The sequence below is a fragment of the Rhizorhapis suberifaciens genome, assembly GCF_014200045.1.
Taxonomy (GTDB): Bacteria; Pseudomonadota; Alphaproteobacteria; order Sphingomonadales; family Sphingomonadaceae; genus Rhizorhapis; species Rhizorhapis suberifaciens.
Genome location: NZ_JACHOV010000011.1, coordinates 64,179 through 75,666 on the forward strand (window position 1 = coordinate 64,179; position 11,488 = coordinate 75,666).

At 58.9% G+C, this 11,488-nt stretch carries 10 protein-coding genes and 1 tRNA gene; 4 read left to right on the forward strand and 7 right to left on the reverse strand.

The genetic code is table 11. The features are described 5' to 3' along the window. Positions 1-54 precede the first annotated feature (54 nt). From eda to zwf, 4 genes are read right to left on the reverse strand one after another with little or no spacing between them, the layout of a single operon-like run. The gene (gene eda / locus HNQ99_RS13760) at positions 55-672 is read right to left on the reverse strand and encodes a bifunctional 4-hydroxy-2-oxoglutarate aldolase/2-dehydro-3-deoxy-phosphogluconate aldolase (protein ID WP_184476631.1); all 618 of its coding nucleotides are present in this window, start codon (positions 670-672) and stop codon (positions 55-57) included. Beyond that, entirely contained in the window at positions 669-1,649 is a 981-nt protein-coding gene (glk, locus tag HNQ99_RS13765) for a glucokinase (RefSeq protein WP_184476633.1), read from the reverse strand. Before glk ends, eda begins: the two co-directional genes overlap by 4 nt. Next, complete coding sequence (gene edd / locus HNQ99_RS13770) at positions 1,646-3,475, reverse strand: phosphogluconate dehydratase (RefSeq protein ID WP_184476635.1); 1,830 nt, start codon at positions 3,473-3,475, stop codon at positions 1,646-1,648. Before edd ends, glk begins: the two co-directional genes overlap by 4 nt. After that, positions 3,468-4,928, reverse strand: coding sequence for a glucose-6-phosphate dehydrogenase (gene zwf / locus HNQ99_RS13775; protein WP_184476637.1), 1,461 nt, complete (start codon positions 4,926-4,928; stop codon positions 3,468-3,470). Before zwf ends, edd begins: the two co-directional genes overlap by 8 nt. A 172-nt stretch (positions 4,929-5,100) precedes the next feature. Here zwf and HNQ99_RS13780 point away from each other — a divergent pair. Together HNQ99_RS13780 and HNQ99_RS13785 are read left to right on the forward strand one after the other, a co-directional pair. Then, a tRNA-Leu gene (locus HNQ99_RS13780) sits at positions 5,101-5,185 on the forward strand. A 184-nt stretch (positions 5,186-5,369) separates the two neighbouring features. After that, entirely contained in the window at positions 5,370-5,807 is a 438-nt protein-coding gene (locus tag HNQ99_RS13785; protein WP_221232701.1) for a DUF4383 domain-containing protein, read from the forward strand. A gap of 2 nt (positions 5,808-5,809) precedes the next feature. Here the strand turns inward: HNQ99_RS13785 and fahA are convergent, their stop codons facing one another. Further along, positions 5,810-7,108 carry a fumarylacetoacetase gene (gene fahA / locus HNQ99_RS13790; RefSeq protein WP_184476641.1) on the reverse strand — a complete coding sequence of 433 codons (1,299 nt, stop codon included), beginning with the start codon at positions 7,106-7,108 and terminating at the stop codon, positions 5,810-5,812. Continuing rightward, on the reverse strand, positions 7,105-8,409 hold the full coding sequence (gene hmgA, locus HNQ99_RS13795) for a homogentisate 1,2-dioxygenase (protein ID WP_246414962.1): 1,305 nt from the start codon (positions 8,407-8,409) through the stop codon (positions 7,105-7,107). The genes fahA and hmgA overlap by 4 nt, the downstream gene beginning before the upstream one ends. A gap of 182 nt (positions 8,410-8,591) precedes the next feature. Between hmgA and HNQ99_RS13800 the strand changes: the two genes are divergently transcribed. Next, positions 8,592-9,479 carry a dienelactone hydrolase family protein gene (locus HNQ99_RS13800; protein WP_184476643.1) on the forward strand — a complete coding sequence of 296 codons (888 nt, stop codon included), beginning with the start codon at positions 8,592-8,594 and terminating at the stop codon, positions 9,477-9,479. A gap of 119 nt (positions 9,480-9,598) precedes the next feature. Beyond that, positions 9,599-11,098: an FAD-dependent oxidoreductase gene (locus HNQ99_RS13805; RefSeq protein WP_184476645.1), complete on the forward strand. Its 1,500-nt coding sequence runs from the start codon at positions 9,599-9,601 to the stop codon at positions 11,096-11,098. A 21-nt stretch (positions 11,099-11,119) separates the two neighbouring features. Here the strand turns inward: HNQ99_RS13805 and HNQ99_RS13810 are convergent, their stop codons facing one another. After that, positions 11,120-11,410 carry a TFIIB-type zinc ribbon-containing protein gene (locus HNQ99_RS13810; RefSeq protein ID WP_184476647.1) on the reverse strand — a complete coding sequence of 97 codons (291 nt, stop codon included), beginning with the start codon at positions 11,408-11,410 and terminating at the stop codon, positions 11,120-11,122. Between the last annotated feature and the right edge of the window lie 78 nt (positions 11,411-11,488).

The following is an 11,488-nucleotide window of genomic DNA, read 5'->3' on the forward strand; positions in this document are numbered from 1 at the left end:
TGCGTCTCGACTTCGCTCGACACGAACGGGGGTGAGGCATCCTATGATCGTGCCCTAACAGGAAAAAGAGGCCGCCTCTCGCGCCAGCATTTCGATCTTGATGGCATCGACCGGCCCTTTGGGGACAAGCCAGCTTCCCCCGACGCATTTTACCGCCGGTTCGGCCAGCCACGCGGGAGCCGTTTCCGCCTTGATTCCGCCTGTCGGGCAAAAGTGCACCATATTGAAGGGTGCCGCCAGGGCCTTCAGCGCAGGGAGCCCGCCTGAAGTTTCAGCCGGAAAAAATTTGAAATGGGATAGGCCCATGTCCATCCCTCGCATAATGTCTCCGGCGGTCGCGGTTCCCGGCAGAAAAGCGACCCCGCTTGCGATAGCAGCCTTGCCCAGTGGTTCGGTGAGACCGGGGCTGACGATGAACTGGGCTCCTGCATCCAGCGCCCTATCGAGTTGAGCCGGATTGAGTACCGTTCCCGCCCCCACAATGGCGCCCGGGACCTTGGCCATCTCCCGCATAACTTCCATGGCCACCGGCGTACGAAGGGTGACTTCCAGCGCGGGCAGGCCACCAGCGACCAGCGCTTGTGCAATGGGTTGGGCATCCTCAACCCGATCAATCACCAGTACCGGGATTACCGGCGCCAATTCCATGACTTCTTGGACGGTAAGGCTCATTTCCTTGTCTCCCGGAATGCGGCGGCGGCCCCGAAAAGGCCGATTTCTTCATGAACGGCAAGGCGAATGGGAATGGTCGCCATCAGGCTTTCAAACCGGCCTTTGGCTTTGAAGCGAGCGTGAAAACCGCTGGCGAGCAAATGGTCCCGCATCCGCTGGGTAAGACCGCCGGCCAGCACTACCGCTTTTGGCCCTTGCGCCAGCGCCAGGTCGCCGGCAACCGAACCGTAAGACAGGCACAGCCGGTCCAGCGCCGCGCGTGCCAGTGGAATGCTGCCGTCCAGCGCTGCCGCCCAAAGGTCGGCATCGGATAATAACTGGATTTTTTTGTGATTCTGTACCGCCAGCGCCTGATAAATATTGTTTAATCCCGGCCCGGAAACGATCCGCTCGGTAGAGACACGAATGAACTTTTGACGAAGATAGTCGAGCAGCCGTATTTCCAATGCGTCCAGGGGAGCGAAATCCAGATGGCCGCCTTCGGTGGCGACCACATGAGGCACAGCTTCATCATAGGCGATCATGCCGACGCCCAAGCCGGTTCCAGGCCCAAGGATGGTCACTGCGCCATGTGTGGGGAAGGGGCGGTCTTCACCGAACAGCAATGGAAGATTTTGGCTAGGCAGCTTTGATACGGCATGGGCGACCGCCTCGAAATCATTGATGAGGCGCAGATGATCGAGCCCCAAATCATTCCTGAGCGTGTCGGGCATAATGACCCAGCTACTGTTCGTCAGCTTGATGACATCCCTGCCAATCGCCGTGGCAAAAGCGATGCAGGCGGACTTGGGAAGGTCCTTTGCGCCATCCTTTTGCTCATCCTTGGCAAAGGCGGCCCAGGTCTCCGCCAGGCTGACATGGTCGCTGACCTTGTACTTGCGCACGGTTCCCAACTGGGGCACGCCCTTGCCGTCGAGGGTGGCGCGCGCAAAACGGGCGTTGGTGCCGCCGACGTCTACAGCAATAATTTCTTTCACAGCTCGGCGTCCATCGCCGCCAGCATAGCTGATGCGCCTTTCTCGGCCGTGTCGCTGTGCTGCCGGAACAGTGCAAAGAGTTCGCGACCGGTGTCATAGGGCGGAGGCGGAGCTGGCGTGTTCGCTCGTGCCTCCCATTCCTGTTCATCCACCAGGGCGCTGACAATTCCGCTGTTGGCACAGACGCGGACCATATCCCCGTCCCGCAACTTGGCGATGGGCCCCCCCCCGAGCGCCTCGGGCGACAAATGAATGGCGGCAGGCACCTTGCCGCTTGCTCCGGACATGCGCCCGTCGGTCAGCAGCGCGACTCGATAGCCCCTGTCCTGCAGCACGCCCAAGGCGGGCGTCAGTTTATGAAGTTCAGGCATGCCATTGGCGCGAGGACCCTGAAAGCGGACGACGACAATCACATCGCGGTCAAGTTCCCCGGCCTTGAAAGCTTTCAACACCTCTTCCTGTGTTGAAAACACGCGCGCGGAAGCTTCGATGGTCCATCGGGACTGATCGACGGCGCTGGTTTTGATAACGCAGCGACCGAGATTGCCTTCCAGCAGCTTCATGCCGCCGTCGGGCTGGAACGGATCGGACGCGGGACGCAGCATGGAATAATCGCGCGGTTCATCAGGCATTGCTTTCCAGGCCAGCGCGTCATTTTCCAGGACCGGTTCCACGGCATAGCCGCCGAGATCGGCCCGAGCGACCGTCATGATGTCCTTATGGAGCAGACCGGCGTCCAGCAGTTCGCTGATGATCCATCCGATGCCGCCTGCTGCATGGAAATGGTTCACGTCTCCTGATCCGTTCGGATAGACACGAGCGAGCAAAGGCACCGCGGCTGAAAGTTCGGAAAAGTCCGTCCAATCGACACTGATGCCAGCGGCGCGGGCGATCGCTGGCACATGGATCGCGTGGTTTGTGGAGCCTCCCGTCGCAAGCAGGCCGATAATTGCGTTGACGATCGCCTTTTCATCCACGCACAGGCCCAGGGGACGATAGTCATCGCCGTCCCAACCTATGGACGCCAGGCGGTGCACCGCCGCGCGTGTCAATTCGGTGCGCAGCTTCGTGTTCGGATTGACGAAGGCGGCGGCCGGCATGTGCAGGCCCATCACTTCCATCATCATCTGGTTGGAATTGGCCGTGCCGTAGAAGGTGCAGGTGCCCGCGCCATGATAGGATTGGCTTTCCGCCTCCAGCAGCTCGGTTTCGCTCGCCTTGCCTTCGGCATAGAGCTGCCGCACACGGACCTTTTCCTTATTCGGAAGACCCGTCGGCATAGGCCCGCCCGGCACCAGGATGGCCGGGAGATGGCCAAATCGCAGCGCGCCGATCAGGAGACCAGGCACGATCTTGTCGCAAATGCCGAGCAGCAGCGTGCCTTCGAACATGGCGTGGGACAAGGCGATGGCCGTCCCCATCGCGATATTGTCACGGCTGAACAGCGAGAGGTCCATTCCCGCCTGACCCTGCGTCACCCCGTCGCACATGGCAGGGACGCCGCCCGCCACCTGGGCAGTAGCGCCCACCTCCCGCGCCGCAATCTTGATGGCCTCGGGATAGCGGCCATAGGGCTGATGTGCCGAAAGCATGTCGTTAAAGGCCGTGACAATGCCGATATTCATGGCTGTGCCCGACTTGATCGTGGCCTTGTCCTCGCCGGTCGCGGCAAAGCCATGGGCCAAATTGCCACAGGACAGCTTGCCACGATTGGTTCCTGCGTCCCGCCCGCGTTTGATGAGGTCGAGATATTTTGCGCGGCTCGGGGCGCTGCGCTTTACGATCCGTTCGGTGACCGCCGCGACGGTCGAATGAAGGTCAGTCATGCCAGCTTGCTCCATCCCGTTCTATGAGAGCAATGGCCGAGGATGGTCCCCAGTTCCCGGCTGCATATTTGGCGGACTTCATCTCGGCCTCGGACCAGCCATTATGAATGCTGTCGATCCAGCTCCAAGCCGCTTCGACCTCATCGGCGCGAACGAACAAGGTGGGATCGCCCTCCAACAGATCGAGGATCAGCCGTTCATATGCGATACGCCGCCGCGTCTTTGCGAAGGCTGCATCCAGGCTGACGTCAAGACCCACTTCCCTTAATTCCACCCCTTCGCGGTCGAGCCCAGGCTGTTTGGCCATGATGAGCAGTCGGATATTCTCTTCCGGTTGCAGGCGAATGACGAGCGTGTTGGGCTCTAACCCCTTGCCCCTGCCGCTGAAGATCGAATGCGGCACTTCCTTGAACTGGATCATGATTTCGGATTGGCGGCTGGGCAATCTCTTGCCGGTGCGAATGTAGAAAGGCACGCCTTTCCACCGCCAATTGTCCACAAAAGCCTTTAGCGCCACAAAGGTTTCGGTGTCGGATTCCTTCTTCAGCTCATCGGCATAGCCGACCACGATTTCGCCATTGACCGCGCCGGGACCGTATTGCCCCTTTACGCTATGGCTGAGCACGCTTTTCGCATCCAAGGGGCGAAGGCATCGCAGCACTTTCACCTTTTCGTCGCGTACGGCCGTTGCATCGATCCGCGCGGGAGGTTCCATTGCGACCAGTGCCAGCAGTTGAAGCAAATGGTTCTGCACCATGTCCTTTAGTGCGCCGACCCCGTCATAATAAGAGACGCGGCCCTCCAGGCCAACGGTTTCCGCCACTGTAATCTGCACATGGTCGATCGCCGTGCTGTTCCAGAGCGGCTCGAACAGCATGTTGCCAAATCGGAGGGCCAACAGATTTTGGACCGTTTCCTTGCCAAGATAATGGTCCACGCGAAAGATGCGGTCCTCATCGAAGATCGCCGCCATGGCTTCATTGACTTCATGCGAGGAGGGGAGGTCCTGACCGATGGGTTTTTCCATCGCGATGCGGCTCTTCGGACCGGTCAGTCCGGCCTTTTGCAATGCCTGAGCGGTCGGAGCGAAGAGCGACGGCGGCGTGGAAAGGTAAATGGCAAAGCCCTTTTCCTCCCGCCCCTCCACGCGCTCGGCGAGCGCAGCGAACTGGGCGTCATTGCCGATGCTGACGGGACAGTAGATTATTCTGTCGACGAACTTCGCGGCTCGCTCGCGATTGTAGAGGTCGTCGGCAAGAAACTTCTTCAGCGTTTTGTCGATGTCCTGTCGGAACGCGTCGTCGTCCATTTCAGAACGGCCGGATGCGACGATCAGGAAATCCTGAGGAAGCAAACCGTCGCCCATAAGATTATAAAGGGACGGAAAGATCATGCGATGAGCTAAATCTCCGGTCGCGCCGAAGAGAATGAACGTGGTCGATGGAACGGTCAAAAAGCAACCTTTATCGGCTAGAGTATTATATTGGCTGCACGCGATCGCAAATATAGCCGCTTAATGTGCCACCGCAACCCGGCCGCGTTTCATTTGCAAATTTTACGCGCGAACCTCAGCACAGGTTGCCAGTGGCCTCAAGCTTCGCTAGAGCCGCGGCTTGCAACTTGCTGCCCCTGTGGTGAAATTGGTAGACGCGCTCGACTCAAAATCGAGTTCCGCAAGGAGTGCTGGTTCGAGTCCGGCCAGGGGCACCACCATTTGAACGCCTTAACCGCCCGCTTGGCTTTCCTTGCATAAGCTAGGGCGGCTGTCCGGCCTTGCGAACTCTGATTTGTTCGAGGGCCTCCGTTTCGGACCCCCATTTTGGCCGCTGTGAAGACACGGAACTGATCGCCGCACGGTTGGTTGCGACGGTGGCGAGGGGTGATGGAGGCAACTATGACTCTTCGTGTTTTCGCGCGTATATTTGGCGCCATATTCTTGATCGTAGGCGTCGCTGGCTTCATCCCTGCACTTGCGCCGACGCATTCGCATCCCGACGTCATCATGAACGCATCTATGGGAATGCTGTTAGGGTTATTCCCGGTCAATATTCTCCACAACATTGTTCACCTTATTTTCGGCCTGTGGGCACTTGTTGCTTCGGCAAGCTTTGGTGCTTCCCGTTTTTATTTCCGGTCAGTGGCAGTCATCTACGCTTTGCTGGCGATCATGGGTCTTATCGATGCCGGCAATTTGTATACGACCTTTGGTCTGATCCCGCTCTATGGCAATGATGTCTGGCTGCATGGATTGATCGCAGCGGTTTCCGGCTATCTGGGGTTTATCCATCGCGAACAGGGGCGTGAGGCAACGGCTGGAACGCCTCAGCTATAAACTCATGCCGGGTTCAGCGCGGGAAGGATGATCCCCCTGCATTCGCCAAAGCCAATGGTGGCGAAGCCCTCTTTGGCACAGCGGGCTGTCATCAGGACCTCATCGCCATCTTCCAGGAAGCGTCGTTCTTCGCTTCCGAGCAAAAATGGTTCCTTCCCGGCTTTGGTGAGCTCCATCAGGCTGCCATAGCCATCCTGCCCCGGTGCGGAAATCGTCCCGCTGCCGAGCAGGTCGCCGGGCTCAAGCGGACATCCGTTCGAACTGTGATGGGCCAGCAATTGCGCCGGCGTCCAGTAAAGGTGCAGTGCGCTCGTGCGGCAGAGCGTCACCGGCTCGGCGTTCTGCTGCCGCATCGCCGCGGTCCGCGCCGCCGCCTGGATATCGATCTGGAAGGCTCCGTGCGCCTGATCTTCCGCGTCCACCAGATAGGGGAGGAGGGAGGGGTCTCCCGTAGGTCGTGGAGGTTGCGCCTGCCGATAGGGTTCCAGGGCGTCCATCATTACCAGCCAGGGCGAAACGGTTGATGCGAAACTCTTTGCAAGGAATGGTCCCAACGGTTGATATTCCCAGGTCTGGATGTCCCGGGCGGACCAATCATTGAGCAGGGTCATTCCGGCGAGATGCTGGTCCGCCACTTCAATAGGGATGGTGTCCCCAAGCGCGTTGCCGGGACCAACCCAAAAGCCAAGTTCCACCTCATAATCAAGTCGCCGAGAGGGCAGGAAAACCGGCTCGGGCGCTTCACGATCCTTGATCTGGCCGCGCGGTCGCCGGATGGAGGTACCCGAGGGCACTATGGACGATGTGCGCCCATGATAACCTATGGGAACATATTTATAATTTGGCATCAATGGACTTTCGGGCCGCACCAGCTTGCCTATGTTGGTCGCATGGGCAATCCCTGCATAAAAGTCCGTATATCCCCCTGGTCTTGCGGGAAGCGCCATGATGCACGCGCCTGCGATGTGCAGCAGCGGTTCGACTTTCGTCTGCTGAGGGGCGCTATCGCTCAAAAGCCGAAAGAGCGCGTGCCGCAGTTCGGTGGCCGCAGACCGACCGAGACTTACAAATGTGTTGAGACGGGTCCCTCCCAACGCCTCCGCGACTGTTTTTGGCAGGAGTTTCGCAGCGCCTGCTGCACGAAGGTCCAGTATGTGGTTCCCAATCGCCACGCCGCAGCGGAAATCCTGTCCGTCAGGCGCAAATATCCCGAGCGGCAGGTTCTGGATGGGGAAATCGGAATGTCCATTGGCGGTTTCAACCCAGCTTCGGGCGGCCGGATCATGAGTATAATCGATCATTTGGGCAGTGCCGCTTTGGTAAAGCCCGACCAGCAGTCATCATAATCGGACTGGAGTTGCGGCAGCTCCATCGCAAAAGCTGTCGGACGAAATGCCCAGCGGCTTTCGAACATGAAGGCGAGTGTGTCATCAAGCTTCGACGGAGTGAGTTCCACCTCGGTCGCCATGGCATAGGTCGAAAAGTCGGGGCCATGAGCCTGCATGCGATTGTGGAGCGATACGCCGCCCGGCACGAAGCCCGCCTTCTTCGCATCATATGTGCCGTGGATAAGGCCCATGAACTCGCTCATCATGTTGCGGTGGAACCATGGCGGGCGAAAGGTGCCCTCCGCCACCAGCCAGCGGGGCGGGAAGATGACAAAATCGACATTGGCGGTGCCGGGGCTGTCGCTCGGGCTGGTCAACACGGTGAAGATCGATGGGTCCGGATGGTCGAAGCTGATGCTGCCGATCGCGCAGAACCGATTCAGGTCATAGCGATAGGGGGCAAGATTGCCGTGCCAGGCCACAATGTCGAAAGGTGAATGGTCCAGCATCGTGGACCACAAACGGCCCTCATATTTCTGAACGCATTCGATGGGACGGTCGATATCCTCAAACCAGGCTTTAGGCGTTTCGAAGTCGCGTGGATTGGCTAGGGCGTTGGAACCAATTGGGCCCAAATCCGGCAATTTCAACATCGGGCCATAATTTTCGCAGATATAGCCGCGCACGGGCGCGCCCTGCAATTCCACCCGCATCTTCACGCCGCGGGGTATGACGGCGATCATGGCCGGTCCCACATCAATCCGGCCGAATTCGGTGATGAGGGACAGGTCGCCCTGCTGCGGCACTATCAGCATTTCGGCATCTGCGTTGAAGAAGACCCGGCCTTCCATCGACCGATTGGCAACATAGATATGAACCGCACTGCCCATGCCAATGGCAGGATCACCATTTCCAGCGAATGTGGTCAGCCCGTCGACGAAATCCGTTGGTTCGGTCGGTATCGGCATGGCGTCCCAGCGCAGGCGATTGGGGGAAGGTGGCATCTCATCAAATGGCCCTGATTTCAGCTGCCCTCCATTGGGCATCGGCCGGAACGGATCATGTTGCGCCGATGGCCGCATGCGATAAATCCAACTGCGCCGGTTCTGCGCACGGGGGGCCGTAAACGCTGTGCCCGACAGCTGTTCGGCATAAAGGCCGAAGGCAGGCTTTTGCGGAGAATTGCGTCCCACCGGGAGCGCGCCTTTCACGGCTTCCGTGGCGAATTCGTTGCCAAAGCCGGTCATGTAATTTTTGGAAGCTGAATCGGTCATTTTCCCGAAACCTCCTCTATTGCCTTGGCACGGTCAGATTCCAGCTCCCGGCTTTTCTCAATATCGTCAATATCAATAGCATGAGCGGGTTTCGGGATCATCCTCTAACAAGCCTCGGCGACTTGCCGCTGCGGGTAGAACTGATATCCTGGCTATTGGGGCGCAGGAGAAGGCAGGCCATCATGTGCGATGAACGGACTGAAGCGGAAAATGAACGCTGGTTAGCCGGTCTTCCCTTGGGGCGACGAGAGTTCAATGTCCTTAGCGCAGGCGCTGCCATCTCGGTGCTGCTTCCAGGAGGCACGGCCACTGCCGCTTCACCCTCCAAGGCGAAGGTCACTTCCAACATGGTGAGCGTGACTACCCCCGACGGAACTGCCGATGCGTTCTTCGTCCACCCCTCCAGCGGGCGTCATCCTGCGGTAATCATGTGGCCTGATATTGCCGGGCTGCGCGACGCCTATAAGAGCATGGCCACGCGGCTCGCGCAGGCGGGTTATGCGGTGCTGGCGGTCAATCAATATTACCGTTCCTCCCCTGCTCCGATAATGAATTCACTGACCGAATGGCGGACGGATGCTGGTCAGGCGCGGCTAAAGCCGATGGTCGCCGCCATCACGCCTGGGGGCACCATCAGCGATGCAAAGGCTTTTGTCGACTGGCTAGACCGGCAGGCGGCAGTCGACACTCGTCATAAAATTGGCACCTGCGGATACTGCATGGGCGGGCCCTTTTCTTTCCGCACGGCGGCCGCGCGTCCGGCGCGTGTCGGCGCGCTTGCCTCTTTCCATGGCGGTAACCTTGTAACCGACGCCGCCGATAGTCCCCACCTGCTGATCCCCAGAATGCGGGCCGCCATGCTGGTCGCCATCGCCCGTAATGATGATGAGCGGGAGCCGGACACCAAAAAGAAGCTGCTTGCCGCGGCCAAGGCGGCGAAACGGCCGGCCGAAATTGAGGTTTACCCGGCGCAACACGGCTGGTGCACGATCGATGCGCCGGTCTATGATGAGGCCCAGGCCGAAAAGGCCTGGGACCGGATGTTGGCGACTTTCACCCGGCACTTGTAGCATTCACCGGTAGATCCGGCTGAATTGCCGGTTCCGGCCCCTATGCTGCTTCTTCACTCCACGCCCCATGGAACAGGGCTGATAGCCAGCGGTTGGCTATTCAATATGTGGAGGTGAAGATGGCAGATCTTGCTCAAGACAGCAGCTATTGGAACGCAACCGCGCTGGCTCCAAACTTTCCCAAGCTTTCAGGCGACGTCAACGTGGACGTTGCTATCGTGGGGGGCGGCATAGTCGGGATTACTGTGGCGCGGTTGCTGAAGGACATCGGCCAAAGCGTCGCGGTGATTGAGGCTCGGCAGGTCGGGAGACAGGTCACCGGCAAGTCCACGGCCAAGATAAGTTCTCAGCACAGAATGATCTATCAGTTGCTTGAACGGGAATTCGGTGAATCTCGTGCGCGGCTTTATGGGGAAGCTCAAGAGGCGGGACTTCGGAAAATCCAGAGCCTTGCCGCCGATTACCAAATTGACTGCGACATCGAGCCCAAGGCCGCTTTCACCTTCACGCGTGAAGCAGAATATGTGTCGCAAATCGAAGAGGAGGTAGAGGTTGCGCAACGGCTAGGTCTGCCCGCGAGCCTTGTCACCGCAACAGATCTGCCGTTCGACGTGCTTGCGGCAGTTCGCTTTGAGAATCAGGCGCAGTTCCATCCTACCAAATATGTTGCGGGCCTTGCCGCAACCATTCCCGATGACGGCTGCCACCTGTACGAAAACAGCCGGGTCATCGATTATGGCCCGACTTATGTCAAAACCGCAGAGGGTTTTGTGACCGCCCGGCACGTGGTCATGGCCACGCATCTCCCCTTAGGGCAGGTTGGCGGCTATTATGCGATGGCCCATCCCTATGCGGAGCCCGTCATTGCCGCTCGCATCGGGCGCGTCCCGGACGGCATGTTCATCAGTGCCGAACAGCCCAGCCACTCCATCCGCACGCATCGGCGGGACAATGGCGCTATATATGGCATTGTCGCGGGCACCAGCTTCAAGCCCGGTCATCCGGACGAGGAACGAAAATATTTCGTGGATATAGAGAGATGGCTGACCGAAAATTTCGATGCTGGCCCCATCGAATATCGATGGGTCAACGAAGATTACAGATCCATCGATCACGCGCCTTTTGTCGGCTGGTCTGCCTCGAAAGATGGCTATCTGGTAGCGACAGGATTTAGCGCCTGGGGGATTAGCAACGGCACCGCTGCGGCCATGATTATCGCTGATCTAGTGGCCGGTCGCGACAACCAATGGCTTCCGATCTTTGACGCGAGGCGAGTGAAACCAGTTGCTGGGGCCGCTCGCTTTGTGAAGGAGAATGCTGAAATCGCTGCGCATCTGGTGAGTGGTTATCTCTCTCGGAAATTGAAATCCTTCGATGAACTCGCGCCTGGAGAGGCCGCCATTATGAAGATTGACGGCAAGAGAGTGGCCGCTTTCAGGGATGATCAAGGGGCGATGCACGCGGTGTCGGCAGTCTGCAGCCATATGGGATGTATCGTCGGCTGGAACGAGGCGGACCGGACATGGGATTGCCCATGCCACGGTTCGCGCTTTGGACTAGACGGCGAGGTTATACACGGCCCCGCCACCGAGCCGCTTGGCACGCACGTCACCGGCTAAGCTCGTTGCGGAGGCATGGGCTCAGTCGAACAGTTCCTCAAGAAAGGATTTTTTGCGTTTATAGGGTTTTTGGCCCCATGGCTGACCTTGGTCGGAATGATGGCTTCGACCGATCGGATTTGGCTGCGGAGCCTGGGCCGCTGCTGACGACGCCGCGCCCGCGTTGCGTTCCAATATCTTGTCAAGCTCGCCCCGGTCGAGCCACACACCTCGACATTGCGGGCAATAGTCGATCTCCACCCCCTGGCGTTCGCTCATGACCAAGGCAACGCTGCAGACTGGGCAAGGCATTCCAACGGCGGCATTCGTCATGATATTTCCCTCGGCAAGAGTTTCCTTCATCATCAGACCTAGTTCTGCGTCGCAGGAGTTCAAGCCATTGATAAAGCG